Raw genomic sequence first — 16,072 nt, forward strand, 5'->3', positions numbered from 1 at the left:
GAGCCTCAGTCGAGGCCGACCCGCGACCCCTCGCGCACCTGGGCCCGGGTGACCGCCTCGGCGTCGGTGACCGGCTGCAGCACCGAGATGAGCGGTCCGATCGCGTGCGAGACGGCCGCCGACAGCGCCCACGACAGGTCGACCGCGTCGTCGTCGGGCGCCACGACCTCCACGCCGACGACACCGGTGCCGAGCGTCTTCACGGCGTAGGGCAGGGTCGACCCGAGCGGCACCTCGACGTCCTTCTCGGCCACCACCCCGGCAGCGCCGTAGGCACGCAGGGTCACCGTGACGGTGGGGCCCTCGGGAGCCGCGTCCGCCTCCGGGTCCGGCCGCTGGCCCTCGGTCGGCTCCGGGGTGGGCGTGGCCGAGGCGGTCGGGGAAGGCGCGGGCGCGCCCTCGTCGCCCGTCGGCACCGCGGTGAGCGTGAGCGTGCCTGCCGCTCCCGCCGGCACCGCCACCAACCCGCTGCCGGGGGTCGCGGACGCGGCCCAGGCCCGCTCCAGCCGCGGCCCCTCGTCCAGCTCGCCGGCCTTGCCCTCGCGCGCGATCATCGCGCCGGCGACCACGGCCTCGGTCGACTCCACCACCGCGGTGTAGCTGCCGGCGGCGAGCCCGCCGAGCGACACGTCCGTGACCTCGCCCGCGGGGAGGTCGAGCTCCTGCGCGCCGGGCAGCTCGACGTCGCCGTCCGGCCCGAGCAGCCGGACCGACGCCGTCGCGTCCTCGTCACCGGGCACGAGCAGCCGGAGCGCGCCCGCGTCCGCGGCGTCCACCTCGGTGGCGACGACGGAGATGCCCGGGACCACCTGGGTCGTCGCGGGGCCGGTGCCCGCGGTGACGAGGTCGGTGCCGCGGGGGGTGAACCCGTCGAGCAGGGAGTCCTGGAGGTAGGCCGACACCTGGCCGCCCGCGGCGGTGACCCGGACCGCGATCCGGCGCTGCTCGGCGGCGACGCCCGGCAGCGACAGCACGCGCTCGGCCCCCGGCGCCACGAGGAACGTGCCGCCGTTGGCGAGGTCGACCGCGCCCGACGGGCCCCACACCTCGACGGTCACGTCCGCGGGCGTGGCACCCGGGTTCACGACCACGAGGTCGGCGGTGCTCTCCAGCTCCGTGCTGCCGCCGACCAGCCAGACGTCGGCCGAGGGGCGCGCGCAGGACGCGGCGGACAGGCCGCGGAGGTCGCCGTCGGTGACCACCGAGGACGTGGCGCCGGCCACCCGGGCGGGCTCGCCGTCCACGGGCTCAGCGCGCAGCACCGTCGCGGCGTCGGGCGACGCGACGGACCCCGTGCCGCCCGTCAGCGCCACCGGGTCCGCGCCGAGCACGGTCAGCGAGGCGGTCGCCGACGTCACGGTGTCGAAGGCGGTGACCCGCTCGACGGGCGCGACCGGCACCCGGTCGAAGGCCGAGTCGCCGGACAGCGTGTCGTCGGGCAGCTGGAGCGGCCCCGGGCAGACCAGGGTCGTGGCCGTGGGCGCGACGTCGACGGTGGCGGCCGGCACGGGGCGGGCCTCGGTCGGCGGCGCCGCCACGGCGATCGCGACCACACCGCCGGTGAGGCCGAGCACCAGCGCGCCGGAGAGCAGGCGCGCGGCGCGCCCGGTCCGGCGCGGGCGCCCGACGGTCGGGTCCGTCATGTCATCGCCTCCCAGCCCGACGGCGGCGGACCGGCAGCGCGAGCAGCAGGGCCAGCAGCCCCACGGCACCCTGTGCGACCGTCCACGCCGTCCGGTCGGGGGCGGTGTGCGTCACGACCAGGCGGCCGCCCTCACCCCCGACCTCGAACGTCTGCCGCCAGCCGTCGGTCACCGCGCGCAGCGGCCGGCCGTCGAGCGTCGCGCGCCACCCGGCGTCCGCGCGCTCGGCGAGCACGAGCAGCCGCCCGTCGTCACCCGGCTCGATCTCCGTGTCCACCCGCGCGACGACGCCCGGCACCGCCGGCACGGCGACCGCGTCGGCGGACGCCAGGCCGGCTGCGTCCTGGGTGGCGCGGGCGTCCGGGACCAGGCGCGCCCACGCGGTCACCACGGCGGGCACGGCGGAGTCGGCGGCCGGGCCGGCGTCGGCGGACGCGTCGGCCGTCGAGCCCTGCGCGTCCTCGCCGACCGCGCCGCCCGAGGGCTGCACGCGCCAGATCACCCCGGAGTCGCCCTCGGTGATCCGCTCGAGGCCGGGCGTGGCGTCGAGGCGCCCGATCAGCGCCGTGCGCGCCTGCTGCCGCGTGAGGTCGTCCTCGGCCGCGGGCAGCGGGGGGACCAGCACGTCCGCGACGGCCAGGGCCGCCAGGTCCGCGGCGACGTCCGTGCTGGACCCGACGGCGAGCGTGCCGACGACGGCCTCGACCTCGGCGTCCGCGTCGTCCGGCTCGGCGGCGGCCGGGTCGGTCAGCCCGCCGGCGAGGTCCGCCGTCCGCGCGGCCGCCGCGGACTCGAGGACCTGCGGCCCGTCGCCGCGCAGCAGCTGCCAGTCGACGGCGCCCGCGGCGGTGCCACCGCTCGCCGGGTCCTCGGTCGACGGCACGAGCGCGAGCACCCGCGGGGCGTCCTCGGACTGCTGGGTCTGCCGCCCGATGGCCGGCACGACCGCGCGGTCCATCGTCGTCAGGTCCGCGGCGGCGCCGTCGCGCGCCTGCCACGCCCAGCCGACCCACGCGGTCAGCGGCAGCACGACGACCACCGTGGTCACGACGACGGCGGTCAGCTGCCGCCAGCCGAACGACGCCCGGTCCAGCCACGCCCGCGTCCCGCGGGTGCCGAGCACCGCGGCGGCGAGCAGCCCGGCCATCGCGAGCGAGACGCCGGAGCCCGCCCAGCCGACGACGACCGTGCCGTCGTCCTCGCCGACGGCCACCCGGCCGGCGACCAGGGCGGCGGCCAGGCCGACGGCGGCGACCACCCAGCCGAGCCGCACCGCCCGGGCGGCCGGTGCCCCGCGCAGCAGGGCGATCAAGGCCAGCAGCAGGACGGCACCGCCGGTCGCGACCGGCCACCAGGTGACGACCGACTCGGGCGCCCAGCCGGGCAGCCAGGACGGCACGAGGGCGGTGGCGTCGACCGGCACGCCGAGCAGCGCGGCGACGGCGGACGCCGGGTCGGAGGCGAGCGGCGCGCCGGGGTCGGCGACGAGCAGCCGCACGCCGTCGAGGCCGCGGGACACCGCCTCGGCCAGCAGCGGGCCCAGCAGGACGAGCGCGGGCACCGCGGCGAGCACGACACGCAGCCGGCGGCCGCGTGGGGCGCACGCGGCGACCACCAGCAGGAGCAGCACGCCGGGCATCAGCAGCACCGGGGCCCCGGCGGCCACGACGGCGAACGCGAGGGACGCGGCGGCGGCCGCGGCGATCGAGCCCGACGGGCGGGTGGGGGCGGCGGAGAGGTCGTCGGGGTGGGCGTCGGCCGCGGCGTCAGCCGTCGCGCCGGCGGTGTCGTCAGCCGCCGTGCCGGTGGTGTCGTCAGCCGCCGTGCCGGTGGTGTCGTCAGCCGTGTCGGTGGTGTCGTCCACCGCGTCGTCGGTCGCCGGGACCCGCGCCGTCACGGCCTCGGTCGCCCCGGTGGTGGCCGGCACCGCGCGGGTGCCGCGCACCGGCGTCACGTCGCTGGCCTCGTCGCGATCGCGCTCCGCGGCCGGCCCGCCCGCGGCCTCGGCGGATGTGGCGTCCGTCGCCTGCAGGTCGCCGGCTGCCTCCGCGCGGTCGCCCTCGACCGCGGGCGTCGCGCCGGTGACCAAGGGCGTCGCGCCGGTGACCACGGGCGTCGCGCCGGAGTCCGCCGCGGTCGCGCCCGTCGCGCTCCCCGCGTCGCCGTCCTCGCGCCCCGCCGCCCGGCGCCCACGGCGACGCGCGGGCTCGCCCGCGCGTGCCCACGCCTCGGGGTCGGGCCACTCCTCGGCGCCGAGGTCCCGCCCGGGCACGGCGCCGTCCTCCGCGCGCGCGGCGGTGACGACGCCGGACAGCACCACGTCGACCTGCTGCGCCCCGACGGCCCGCGCCAGCGCGAGCGCGAGCCACGGCAGCGCCACGTGCACGAGCACCGCCCCGGCGCGGCCCTGGCCCGCGGCGAGCAGCAGGCTCGGCAGCGCGGCCCACACGACCGCGGCCCACACCCGGACGCCGACGGACCGGGTGGCGGCGCCCGCGGCGAACCACGCGCCGAGCCCGGAGAGCAGCACCGAGCCGAGCACGAGCACGGCGAGCGCGACGCCCAGGCTGCCGCCGGCGACCGCGGTCCCGGGCAGCAGGGCCGTGACCAGGGCGTCGGCGGGTCCGGGAGAGCCGAGGCCGCCCGACACCCAGCCGCTGGTGGCCGCGGCCCACACGTCGCCCAGCCCGGACGTGGCCGCGAGCAGCGCACCTCCGACCAGCGACTCGCCGGACAGGGTGCCGAGCACGAGCGGCCCGAAGGCGGCGGCCGTCACGACGACGAGGGCGACGGCGACGACCGCGAGGCCGGCGCGGCGCCGCAGCGCCAGCGCCGCGAGCTCGCGCAGCTCCAGCTCGCTCGGCGCCCGCACCACCCGACGGGCCTCGGCGCGGGTGAGGCGCCGGTCGCGCCACTGCCGCCACACGGTCCGACCGTCGGCCTGCAGCGGCCGCAGCGTCCGGCGCGGCACCGCGCGCGTGCGGCGGGCCTGCGCCCGGGCGCGGACGACGGAGGCGGGGCGGCCGAGCGCGCGCAGCGGCGCGGCGAGCTCGGCGGCGGCGAGGGCCGGCTCCTTGGTCGCGATCCGCACGAGCACGCGCACGAGCCCGGCCAGGACGGCCATGGCGGCGACGAACGGCACCAGGGGCAGCGGCGCCCACACCAGGCGCTGGTGCAGCAGCGCGGCCCGGCGCGCGGCGTACGACCGGCGCGGGTCGGCGCCGTCGGGCTCGCCGTCCGCGTCCAGGTCGACGATGGAGGCCGGGTCGGTGCCGGGGTCGCGGAGCCCGTGGTAGGCCGCCTGGGCGTGCCGGACGACCGCCGACGGCACCACGAGCACCCGGTGCCCGGCCAGGCGCGCGCGCCGGGAGAGGTCGAGGCCGTCGCCGAACGGGCCGAGGGCCGGGTCGGTCCCCCGCAGCTCCGCCCACACGTCCCGCCGGACCAGCGCGCCGACCAGGCCGACGCCGAGCACGTCCTCGCGCCCGTCGTGCTGGCCCTGGTCGACCTCGCCCGGCTCCATGTCGGTCATGCGGCGTCCCGACCGCGACGTGCGGACGCCGACCTCCAGCAGCCGCGCGGGCGCCGTCCAGGTGCGCTGCTTCACGCCGGCGACGCCGACGGACGGCGCGGCCTGCACGGCGCGCACCAGCTCCGCCAGCGCGGCCGGGTCGGGGGCGGAGTCGTCGTGCAGCAGCCACAGCCAGCGCGAGGCGCCGCCGGGCAGGTCGTCCTCGGCGGCGACGGCGGCGCGCACGGCGTCGCCGAAGGTGCGCGCGCCGGGGGCGGTCAGCAGCGTCGTCGTGCCCGCGGGGAGGCCCGCCTGGCGGAGCACCGCGGCGAGGCCCGGGTCGGGACGGTCGCCCGCGTCGACGAGCAGCACCCGCGCGGGCGCGCGGGTCTGGGCGGCGAGCGCGCGGAGCGTCGTCGCAACGAAGGGGGTGACGCCGCGGGCGACGACCACCGCCGTCGCGGGTGCGGCGGCGGGGAGGGAACCCGTCGTGGGCGCGCCGGGGTGCAGCGTGCTGGCGGTCACGACGTCAGGCGCCCCGGCGGGCGCGATCAGACCACACGCCGCTTGAGCTTGCGGCGCTCACGCTCGGACAGGCCGCCCCAGATGCCGAACCGCTCGTCGTTGGCGAGCGCGTACTCCAGGCACTCCGCCCGGACCTCGCAGCCGGTGCAGACCTTCTTGGCCTCGCGCGTCGAGCCCCCCTTCTCGGGGAAGAACGCCTCGGGGTCCGTCTGGGCGCACAGGGCGCGCTCCTGCCAGCCCATGATGCCGTCGTCCTCGGGCGTGCCGAAGAGCGGCAGCACGGGCGCGACCGCCTCAGGCTGGGGCGTGCGCGCCTCGGACGGGAAGGGTCCCTCGTCGTCGAGCAGACTCCACATGTGTGCCTCCCCCGTCGTGCTCGTGTCGATGGTCCGCGGGGCGGTCCGCGATCACCCGCGCGCCACCCGTTCCAGGGAATTACACGCGTGTCGTTCCGCGTAGTCAAGCGGAAGACTGGTACTGAAGCGCTTACCGGGCGATATGTCCGGATCCTCGATATCACGGGCACCTAGGCTGCTCCCGTGCCCCTCTCGACGCCCCGTCCCGCCGCCTCCGTCGCCGACGTCCTGTCGGCCCTGCTCAGCGAGCCGGGGCGCCCCCGCGTGACCTGGTACGGACCCGCCGGCGAGCGGATCGAGCTGTCCGGCGCGGTGCTCGACAACTGGGTGAGCAAGACCACCAACCTGCTCGTGGAGGAGCTCGACGCCGGCCCCGGCACGCGTGTGCTCCTCGACCTGCCGCCGCACTGGCGCACCGTCGTCTGGGCGCTGGCCGCCTGGCGGGTGGGCGCGACGGTCGCCACCGACGCGCACGCCGCCGCAGCGACCGCCGACGTGGTCGTCTCGGACCGCCCGGCGGTGCTCGACCTGCCCCGGGGCGCCGGGGCGGTCGCGGTTGCGCTGCCCGCGCTCGCCCGCCGGTTCGACGGCGACCTGCCCGCCGGGGCGCTGGACGCCGCGCAGTCGGTGATGACCTACGGCGACGTGGTCGGCTGGGCGCCCGCGGTCGAGCCCGCGGAGCCCGCGCTGGAGGTGGGCGCGACCCCCGTGCCGCACGCAGGGCTGGTCGCGGCGGCGTCCGGCGCGGCGCCGGTGCCGGCGGGGTCGCGCGCGCTGCTGCCCGTGTCGGACGAGCGGGGCGCGACCGCGTCGGCGCTGCTCGCGACGCTGGGGGTGCTGGCGGGCGGCGGCTCGGTCGTGCTGCTGCGCCCGGAGCCCGGGGACGCCGCCGACCGGGCGGAGCGGATCGCGACGTCCGAGCTGGTCACGGCGCGCCTCTGACGCCGCCCCCGGCTGCGTCGGACCCGCCTCCGGGGCGCGCCCGGCCCACGAGGTCGTCACATCGTGGCAGCGCGCTCAGCCCGCCGGCGCGACGGTCCCGTCCGGCTGCACCAGACCGATCCAGACCTCGCTCCACGTCGTGTCGACGGTCCGCGGCACGCCCGTCAGCGTCCGGCCCAGCGTCGTGGACGCGGTCCTCCCGACGGACCCGGCGGGCGGCACCGTCCAGACGTAGCTGCCCGGGTCGAAGCTCAGCGCCGCCACCGGGCCGCCGCCCCACGCGGCGCGCACCGCCGCGAGGTCGGCCGTCGTCGGCGGCGTCACGAACTCGACCACCTCGACGTCGCACAGCACCCGCAGCGTCGCGAGATACCGGAACGGGCTCGAGTGCGTCCACACCACGCGCTCGACGCCCAGGCCGTCGAGCGCGTCGCACACGGCGTGCGCCTGCGTGGCCCGGCCGGACAACTCGACGACCGACGCGCCGGGCCGCCACGTGGTGAGCGGGAACGCGACGACTGCGAGCGCGAGGCCGGCTGCGACCACCCGTCGTGCCGCCGCCGGGAGCACGCCCGACCACCGCGCGCCGGCGAGCGCCTGCAGCGCCACGGCCCCCGCGATGAGCAGCCCCGGGAAGGTCGCCGGCAGCAGCCGGCGCACCGCCCACACCTGGTCGGGGGTGATGCTCGCGCGCACGAGCGGGAACACGGCCGCGACACCGATGACGGCCGCGACCACCGTCGCGGCCGGGTCGCGGCCCGCCACGGCCCGGCGCGCGAGCAGCGCGAGACCGGCGAAGCCCAGGACCACGGCGGGCACGCCGAGGTACCAGCCGACCCAGGCCAGCGTGCGCTCGTCGTACGACCGCGTGGCGTCCAGCGGCTCGCCTGCCGCAGCCTGCAGGATCTGCACGGCGTAGCCGGCCCCGGACGACGGGTCGACGTAGTGGCCCTGCCACCACGACGGCCGGCTGGCGAGCACCACGCCAGCGGCGACGATCACGGCCATCGCGACGCGGCCCGAGCCGCGGCGACGATCGAGCGCCGCCGCCCGGACGCGCTGGAGCCACGCGGACGGCAGCACGAGGACCAGGACGGTGAGCACGACGACGAGCCCCGCGGCGACGAGGAGCGCTCGGAGCTGCGTGGTGTGCACCCGCGCGTACTCCGGGCTGAGGAGCAGCACGTCGGCCAGGCCGAGCCCCACCATCGCCGCACCGGCGCTGAGTGCGGCCAACCCACCCCGGGTCGCGGCCCGGCGGTCGGCCCGCCCCGGCGGCGACGCACCTGCCGCCGCGCAGCCCACGGCGAGGCCGACCAGGACGACGGCGCCGTCAATCCGCGCGGCACCCACCGCGCCCAGGAGCAGCCCGGCGAGTGCGTGCGTCCCCACGGCCCCGCGGCGCCAGGCGCCGTGGCCGACCGCGAGCCCGCCGCACAGCAGTGCGATCGTGAGCGGCTCCGTGTACGCGGCGCGCGTGCCGACGAGGAACGGCAGGCTGGCGGCGAGGGCCGCCACGGGCGTCAGCGCCCAGAAGGGTCCGGCGACCCGGCGCGCCGCCGCGAACACGGCCAGCAGCGCGACCGCGCCCAGCACCGTCCCGCCCGCCAGCACGGCCTGCTCACCGCCGCCCCAGCCGAGTACCGCGAGCAGGGCCGGCAGCATGCTGCTGCCCTGGGCGTGCAGCGCGCCGTCCTGCAGCCAGAACGCCTCGGTGGCTGCACTGCCTCCCGCGGTCGCCGCGGCCGCAGCCTCGGCGCTCCCGACGGGGATCGCGCTGGACGAGTGGTGCGTGAGCCACAGCGCCTTCAACGTCAGGAACCCGGGGTCGCGGTTCACGACGACGTACTCGCCCGCGCGGGACCATCCCCAGACCGCCCACCCCGCGACCAGGGCGAGGGCCGCCAGGGCGGCCAGCAGGTGCCGCCGGCCCGCGGGCGACGACGGGACCCAGCGCCACGTGACGACGACGAGGACCACCGCGACGGGCAGCACGACAACGGGCCGGAACTGCCCCGCCAGCACGGCGAGGAGCGCCGCGAGCCCGAGCGCCAGCAGGACGACGGGCGCCCGGTCGGGCAGTTCGCGGACCGCGGCACCCGCGAGCTCGGCGGTGCGCCGCACGGCTTCCGGCCGGCGGACTGCGGGCGGGGCCTGCAGCTCGCCGCGCGGCACGTTCACCGCGGTCGCCCCGTCAGGGGACGTCGGCCTGGACGAGGGTGCCGCCGCCCTCGACGGCGAGCGCCCCGTCGGACGCCGGGACGAACGCCGCCTGCCCGCGGGTCAGCGTGAGGGCGCCGTCTCCCGCGGAGCTCACCGTCATGCGCCCCTCGAGGCACAGCAGGACCCGCGGGCCACGCCCTGGGAGAGGGTGCACCTGACCGTCGTCCACCCGCGTCACCGACAGCTCGAAGTCGTCGACGGGCGCGTAGTAGACCCGGGTCGCGCCGTGGAACTTCTCGGGCGCGATCCGGATCGGCGGGGCCGCGACGTAGTCGACGTTCCGGAGGAGCTCGTCGACGTCGACGTGCTTCGGCGTCAGTCCTGCGCGCAGCACGTTGTCCGAGCTCGCCATGATCTCGATGCCGAGGCCCTTGAGATAGGCGTGGACCCCGCCCGCGGGGACGAACAGCGCCTCTCCCGGCTGGAGCGTCACGGGGTTGAGCAGCAGCGACGTCACCACCCCGGGGTCCCCGGGATACGCGTCCTGCAGGCGCACGACGGTGCGATCCGCCCGCGGCGAGACCGAACCGCCCTCGAGCCGGGCCGCGCACGCCGCCGCGACCTCCGCGACCGCCTCCGGGGCCGGCCGCGTCTCGGGCCGCAGCAGACGCGTGAAGACGGCCTCGATGCCCGCCGCCGACGGCGACGCAGCGAGCGTCGCGTGCAGCTCGCGAGCGAGCGGCACGTCGAGCCCCTCGAGCAGCTCGGCGGCCCGGCGCGGCGCACGGAACCCGCACATCGCCTCGAACCGGGTCAGGGCGTAGACGAGCTCGGGCTTGTGGTTGCGGTCGCGGAAGTTCCGGTGCGGTGCGTCCACCGGGACGCCGGCGGACTCCTCCTCCTCGAACCCGCTGCGGGCGCGATCGATCTGCGGGTGCACCTGCAGCGAGAGGGGCGTCTCGGCTGCGATCACCTTGAGGAGGTACGGCAGGGCGGCGCCGAACCGCGCCTCCACGTCGGTCCCGAGCACGGCCGCCGCGTCCGCGGCGATCACCTCGTGCATCGGCGGCCCCGGCGTGCCCTCCTCCGGGACGCAGCGCGACGGGGCGCTGGCGTGCGCGCCGAACCACGCCTCGGCGACCGGCTGTCCCGTCGGCTCGAGCCCGAGCAGCGTCGGGATCGCGGTCGGCGATCCCCAGGCGTAGTTCTGGATCGCGGTCGTCAGGCGGTACACGTGGTCCCCGGGAGCTCGGCGGCAGGACAGGGATCCGATGGTAGCCGCCGCCTCACGGCCTCCTGGTGCGCGTTCGGGTGACGCGATCAGCCGTGCTGCGGCGTCCGCGCCACCGCGACGATGTTGACGCACGGCGTCGCGCCGGCCGCGACGCGCACGTCCCCCGGGCCGAACCCGAAGTCGCGCCGGCCTCCCGTCGGAGCGCCTCCCGCCGACCTGCCGCCGATCAGCCGCTTCACGAGGCGCACGCCCCCGAGACGCCAGCGGTCCGGGATGCCGGGGAACGTCACGGGATAGGTCAGCAGGCGCGTCCGCCGGTACCGGCTGAGCTCCGCGCGCAGCACGGCCGGACCTGCCGTCATGCCGAGCAGCTCGACGTCGGGGAACTCGGTGGCCAGCACGGAGCGCAGCCCCTCGGGTGCGTACTCGGTGATGTGGAACTCGTTCCAGGGCCGCTGGCCCGGGAAGAGCCGCAGGGTCCGGTCGGGCGTGACGCACAGGAAGACACCGCCCGGCCGCAGCACCCGTCGGATCTCCGCGAGGTAGCGGTCGACCGCGCGGACGTGCTCGATCACCTGGAACGACACCACGACGTCGAACACGTCGTCCTCGAACGGCAGCGCGCTGTGCTCGATCGCCCCGATGGTCCGGAACTCGAGGTTCGGGAGCTGGTAGTGCGCCTGCGCGTGCGCGACGGCCTCGGGTGCGATGTCGACCCCCGTGATGCGCGTCGCCACCCCCGCCAACCCGGCTGTCCCGTAGCCGGTGCCGCATCCGAAGTCGAGGACCTCCTTGCCCTCGACGTGGGGCCGCGCGAAGTCGTAGGTCGCGGTGTGCAGCACGTAGATGAGGTAGTCGCCCTCCGACGACTGGTACTCGTCGACCGTGATGCGTTCGGTCGTCGCCTCGCCGCGCACGCCGTCGTGGCCCCCTGGGCTGCTCGCCGTCATGTCCTCAATGTACGGAACGACGGACGTCGCGTCAGCGGTTCGGGGGGGTCGACGCCGCCCCGAGCGCGAGCCGGAGCTGCGCACCCATCTGCTCCCGGGAGTAGACCTCGCGGCACCGGCTCGCGTACCTCTCGGCGCGACGCTCCGCCGCCACGGGGTCGGCTGCCACCTCGTCCAGCGCCGCGCGCCACACCTCGGCGTCGCCGGACGGCAGCAGCTCGCCCGTCTCCCCGGGCAGCACCGCGTCGCGCAGACCCTCCAGATCGGCGGCGAGCACCAGCGACCCGCGCACGGCCGCCTCGACCGCCACCAGGCCGAACCCCTCCATGTCCCCGGCGACCGGCACGTTGGGCTGCACAAACACGTCGGCGCCGCGCATCAGCAGCTCCCGGTCCACATCGTCGACCGCTCCCAGGAGCCGCACCCGGTCGCCGAGCCCGTGCGCCGCGACCGCGGCGGCGATCCGGTCCGCGTCCTCCCCCGAGCCGGCGACCAGGTGCACGGCACCGGGGACCTCCGGCAGCACCGTGTCCAGGAACCAGGCCACCCCCTTGCGTCGGACGAGGCGACCGACCGTGACCAGCACGGTCGCCCCCTCGGGGACGGCGAAGCGGCGCTTCAGCTCGGCCCGCGCGGCGTCGCGCGCCGGACCGCCCTCGGGCAGCCGCACCCCGAGGCGCACCACGACGACCCGGTCTGCCGGAGCTCCCGCGTCGACGACGGTCGCCGCCGTCGCGGCGCTGATCGCGAGCACGCGCGGCGCGCGCGGCAGCACGAGGCGCACGAGCCGCTGGTAGACGGGCTGCCGCCACACCACGTCCTTCCCCATCGCCATCGTGGCGTGCGGGACCCGCAGCAGCACGAGGACCGGGCGCAGCAGCAGGTAGAGCAGGACGTCCCCGACCAGGACGTACCCGACCTCGCGACGCCGCACGAGCCGGACGGTGCGCAGCACCGCCCCGGGCAGCCACAGGGGCATCCGCGCGTTGGGCCCGCCGTGGGCGATGAGCCGGTCGCGGCCGTCGCCCCCGGCCGACAGCGTCGCCCACACGTCGGAGGCGAGCGTCTCCATCCCGCCGACGGAGGGAGGGAACTTCCGGGTCACGAAGAGCGTCGCGGTGGCCACGGTGCTGCACCCTACGCGGAACGGGGCAGCATCCCGGCGCCGACTACCATCGCGGGGTGCCCGACACCGAACCGCAGACCACCACGCCCGCCGCCGCGACCCCTCGGGCCCGCTGGCGCGCGGTCCTCAAGTGGGCCGCGCTCGGGCTCGTGGTGGTCTTCGCCGCGGTGTTCGTCGCGCAGGAGTGGTCCGGGTTCGTCGCGGGCCTGCGACGGCTCGACCTGCCGTCCGTCGCCGGCGCGGTCGTGGCCATCCTCGCCGGGCTGTGCTGCGCGATGCTGTCCTGGCGTGCGGTGCTGGCCGGCGTCGGCTCCCGGCTGCCGCACCTCGCAGCGGCGCGCGTGTACTTCCTCGGACAGCTCGGCAAGTACGTCCCCGGCAGCGTGTGGCCGATCGTGGCGCAGGCCGAGCTGTCGAAGGAGTACGGCGTCCCCCGGGCCCGGGCCGGCCTGGCGTCGCTCACCCAGATGCTGGTCGGGCTGGTCGTCGGCGTCTGCGTGGCGGGTGTCACGCTGGCACTGTCCTCGCCCGACGCGTTCGCCAGCTACTGGTGGCTCGTGCTGGTCGCGGTCGCCGGCGTCGTCGTGCTGCTGCCCCCCGTCTTCAACCGGCTGGTGACGCTGGCGCTGCGGGTCACGCGCCGCGAGCCCGCCGGCGCGATCGGCGGCCGGGCCGTGCTCACGTCGGCGCTGTGGTGCCTCGGGATGTGGGCGGCGTTCGGCACGCACCTGTGGCTGCTCGCCCGGTCCGTCGGGGCACCCTCGGAGGGCCTGTTCCTGCTGACGACCGGCGGCTACGCACTCGCCTGGGTCGTCGGGTTCGTGATCGTGTTCCTCCCCGCGGGAGCGGGGGCACGCGAGGCCGCGCTGGTCCTGGCGCTGGCCCCTGCGCTCCCCCGTGAGGACGCGCTCGTGCTCGCCGTGGTGAGCCGGTTCCTCATGCTCGCCGGGGACGGTGTCAGCGCCGGGGCCGCGATCCTGGCCGAGAAGGCGCACGCCCGCCGGACGGCGGTCAGCGCGTCCGGTCGTACTGGATCTGCTTGATCCGCTCGAGCTGGTCCTCGAGCAGCACCCGGTTGGTGCGCTGCAGGTCGGAGAGCACGCCGAGCGCGACGGAGAGCAGGGCCGCGACCGACATGATCGCGGCGAAGATCAGGGACTGGACGTTGCCCGCGTCCCCGTGCAGCGCCCACAGGATCAGGAAGCGCACCATCGGGATCAGCGCCAGCGCGCCGAACACGACCGCGAGCGTCGCGAAGATCGCGTAGGGCTTGAACATCAGGTAGCTGCGCACGATGGCCGAACCCGACTTGGCCATGTGGTGGAAGATGTTCTTGAAGAGCCGCGACTCGCGGGTCTTGGCGTTGGTGGTGACCGGGACCGACACGATCCGCAGGCGCTTGTGGCCCGCCTGGATGATGGTCTCCATGCAGTAGGAGAACTCGGTGACGATGTTCAGCCGGTACAGCGAGGCGCGCGAGTAGGCGCGGAAGCCGCTCGCCGCGTCCGGCAGCCGGGTGTCCGCGGCACGGTTGACCACCGCGCTGCCGAACCGCTGCATGACCTTCTTGAACGGTGAGAAGTGCGCGATCGTCGCGGTCTGCCGGTCGGCGATGACGATGTCGGCGACCCCCTCGATGACCGGCCGCACGAGGTCGGGGATCCGGTCCTGCGGGTACTGGTTGTCCCCGTCCGTGTTCACCACGACGTCGGCCCCGTGCGACAGCGCGTAGTCGACGCCGTCGCGGAACGACCGGGCGAGGCCCATGTTCCGGGAGTGCCGGACGACGTGCCGCACGCCGAGCTCCCGGGCCACCTGGACGGTGCGGTCCGAGGACCCGTCGTCGATGACCAGGATCTCGAGCTCGTCGACGCCGTCGATCTGCTTCGGGATCGAGGCGAGCACGGCGGGGAGCGTGTCCTCCTCGTTGAGGCAGGGGATCTGGACGAAGACCTTCATGAGCTTCCTGACGCGCGGGGAGGGGACGCGTCAGTATCGCAGGTCCCGCGCAGGGGTCGCCCGCCACCCTCCCGGGTGGTCACGCCGCGCACCGGGACCGTCATGCGCCACACTGTGTGCCCATGCGCGGCATCATCCTCGCGGGAGGCTCCGGCACCCGCCTGCACCCGATCACCCTCGGCGTCAGCAAGCAGCTGGTCCCGGTCTACGACAAGCCGATGATCTACTACCCGCTCTCCACCCTGATGCTCGCGGGCATCAGGGACGTGCTGGTCATCACGTCCCCGCACGACGCGGAGCACTTCCGGCGCCTCCTGGGCGACGGCTCGCAGTTCGGCATCTCGATCAGCTACACCGTCCAGGCGGAGCCCAACGGGCTCGCGCAGGCGTTCGTGCTGGGCGAGGACTTCGTGGGCGACGACTCCGCGGCCCTGGTGCTCGGCGACAACATCTTCTACGGCCCCGGCCTCGGGTCGCAGCTGACGCGGTTCGAGGACATCGACGGCGCCGCCGTCTTCGCGTACCGGGTGGCCGACCCGACCGCGTACGGCGTCGTCGAGTTCGACGACCAGGGCCGGGCGCTCTCCCTGGAGGAGAAGCCGGCCGAGCCGAAGTCGTCCTACGCCGTCCCGGGCCTGTACTTCTACGACAACGACGTGGTCGCGATCGCGAAGGACCTCGCGCCCTCCGCCCGCGGCGAGTACGAGATCACCGACGTCAACCGGCACTACCTCGAGCAGGGGCGCCTGCAGGTCGAGGTGCTCCACCGCGGGACCGCATGGCTCGACACGGGGACCTTCGACTCGCTGCTCGAGGCCTCGGACTACGTGCGGACCATCGAGTCCCGGCAGGGCCTGAAGATCGGCGCGCCCGAGGAGGTCGCCTGGCGCCGCGGGTTCCTGTCGGACGACGACCTGCGGGTGCGTGCGGAGAAGCTGGTCAAGTCCGGGTACGGCACCTACCTGCTCGGTCTCCTGACCGACGGCCGCGGCTGATCCGGGAGGCGGGTCCGGCGACGTCGCCGGACCCGCCCGCCGGTGTCAGGCGAGGACGGACCCTGCCGCGGCCTCCCAGCGCGCGGCCCAGTCCCCGATCCGCTCGACCCCCGCGGCGCGCAGCGCCTCGTGCCCGAGGACGGAGTAGGCCGGCCGCGGCGCGGGACGGACGAACTTCTCCGAGGTCGTCTCCCGCACGATCGCGGGGTCGAGGCCGGCGGCCGCCACGGCGGCCCGCGCGAACCCGTGCCACGACGTCCGCCCCTGGGACGTGCCGTGGTAGGTGCCGGCCGGCGCCCCCGACGCGACGAGCCGCTCGACGAGGTCCGCCAGGTCGGCGGTCCACGTGGGCTGCCCGACCTGGTCGGCCACGACGTCGAGGCCACCCTTCTCCGCGGCCACGCGTGCGATGGTCTTCGGGAAGCAGCCGCCGTGCGCGCCGTACAGCCACGCCGTGCGCACGACCAGGTGGTCCGGCGCCCCCGCGCGCACGGCCCACTCCCCCGACGCCTTGGTGCGGCCGTACGCGGAGCGCGGCAGGATCGGGGCGTCCTCGGCGTACGGCCGGTCCGCGTGTCCGTCGAAGACGTAGTCGGTGGGGACCTGCACCAGGCGGGCCCCGGCCGCGCGCGCGGCGCGGTCCAGCAGGGCGGGTCCGGCGGCCGTCG

The 16,072-nt window shown here is 76.7% G+C and carries 12 protein-coding genes; 3 read left to right on the forward strand and 9 right to left on the reverse strand.

The window, feature by feature from the left end; translation table 11 throughout:
• Positions 1–5: 5 nt before the first annotated feature.
• The 3 genes from KVT14_RS12760 to KVT14_RS12770 are packed head-to-tail and all read right to left on the reverse strand — an operon-like array spanning position 6 to position 6,035.
• On the reverse strand, positions 6–1,643 hold the full coding sequence (locus tag KVT14_RS12760; protein WP_217616004.1) for a DUF5719 family protein: 1,638 nt from the start codon (positions 1,641–1,643) through the stop codon (positions 6–8).
• Position 1,644: 1 nt separating this feature from the next.
• A complete protein-coding gene (locus KVT14_RS12765) occupies positions 1,645–5,679 on the reverse strand; it encodes a glycosyltransferase (protein ID WP_217616005.1) in 4,035 nt (1,344 codons plus the stop codon).
• Between the two features lie 26 nt (positions 5,680–5,705).
• Positions 5,706–6,035 carry a WhiB family transcriptional regulator gene (locus tag KVT14_RS12770; RefSeq protein WP_306795790.1) on the reverse strand — a complete coding sequence of 110 codons (330 nt, stop codon included), beginning with the start codon at positions 6,033–6,035 and terminating at the stop codon, positions 5,706–5,708.
• Between the two features lie 183 nt (positions 6,036–6,218).
• Here KVT14_RS12770 and KVT14_RS12775 point away from each other — a divergent pair, with 183 nt between their 5' ends.
• The gene (locus tag KVT14_RS12775; RefSeq protein ID WP_308161057.1) at positions 6,219–6,977 is read left to right on the forward strand and encodes a TIGR03089 family protein; all 759 of its coding nucleotides are present in this window, start codon (positions 6,219–6,221) and stop codon (positions 6,975–6,977) included.
• Positions 6,978–7,052: 75 nt separating this feature from the next.
• Here the strand turns inward: KVT14_RS12775 and KVT14_RS12780 are convergent, their stop codons facing one another.
• The 4 genes from KVT14_RS12780 to KVT14_RS12795 all read right to left on the reverse strand — a co-directional run bounded on the left by KVT14_RS12780 (position 7,053) and on the right by KVT14_RS12795 (position 12,450).
• The gene (locus KVT14_RS12780; protein ID WP_217616006.1) at positions 7,053–9,158 is read right to left on the reverse strand and encodes a hypothetical protein; all 2,106 of its coding nucleotides are present in this window, start codon (positions 9,156–9,158) and stop codon (positions 7,053–7,055) included.
• Positions 9,159–9,171: 13 nt separating this feature from the next.
• Entirely contained in the window at positions 9,172–10,374 is a 1,203-nt protein-coding gene (gene manA, locus KVT14_RS12785) for a mannose-6-phosphate isomerase, class I (protein WP_217616007.1), read from the reverse strand.
• A gap of 86 nt (positions 10,375–10,460) precedes the next feature.
• On the reverse strand, positions 10,461–11,324 hold the full coding sequence (locus tag KVT14_RS12790; protein ID WP_217616008.1) for a bifunctional 2-polyprenyl-6-hydroxyphenol methylase/3-demethylubiquinol 3-O-methyltransferase UbiG: 864 nt from the start codon (positions 11,322–11,324) through the stop codon (positions 10,461–10,463).
• A 31-nt stretch (positions 11,325–11,355) separates the two neighbouring features.
• Positions 11,356–12,450: a glycosyltransferase family 4 protein gene (locus tag KVT14_RS12795; protein WP_217616009.1), complete on the reverse strand. Its 1,095-nt coding sequence runs from the start codon at positions 12,448–12,450 to the stop codon at positions 11,356–11,358.
• Between the two features lie 56 nt (positions 12,451–12,506).
• Here KVT14_RS12795 and KVT14_RS12800 point away from each other — a divergent pair, with 56 nt between their 5' ends.
• The gene (locus KVT14_RS12800; RefSeq protein WP_217616010.1) at positions 12,507–13,493 is read left to right on the forward strand and encodes a lysylphosphatidylglycerol synthase domain-containing protein; all 987 of its coding nucleotides are present in this window, start codon (positions 12,507–12,509) and stop codon (positions 13,491–13,493) included.
• Here the strand turns inward: KVT14_RS12800 and KVT14_RS12805 are convergent.
• Positions 13,462–14,409, reverse strand: coding sequence for a glycosyltransferase family 2 protein (locus tag KVT14_RS12805; RefSeq protein WP_217616011.1), 948 nt, complete (start codon positions 14,407–14,409; stop codon positions 13,462–13,464). The genes KVT14_RS12800 and KVT14_RS12805 overlap by 32 nt on opposite strands.
• Positions 14,410–14,531: 122 nt before the next feature.
• Here KVT14_RS12805 and rfbA point away from each other — a divergent pair, with 122 nt between their 5' ends.
• The gene (gene rfbA / locus KVT14_RS12810) at positions 14,532–15,404 is read left to right on the forward strand and encodes a glucose-1-phosphate thymidylyltransferase RfbA (RefSeq protein WP_217616012.1); all 873 of its coding nucleotides are present in this window, start codon (positions 14,532–14,534) and stop codon (positions 15,402–15,404) included.
• 45 nt (positions 15,405–15,449) lie between these two features.
• On the opposite strand, the gene KVT14_RS12815 is transcribed toward rfbA, so the two are convergent.
• On the reverse strand, positions 15,450–16,072 hold a 623-nt coding region (locus tag KVT14_RS12815; RefSeq protein WP_217616013.1), incomplete at its 5' end, for a sugar nucleotide-binding protein.

The organism is Cellulomonas sp. GbtcB1, from assembly GCF_019091725.1.
Lineage (GTDB): Bacteria > Actinomycetota > Actinomycetes > Actinomycetales > Cellulomonadaceae > Cellulomonas.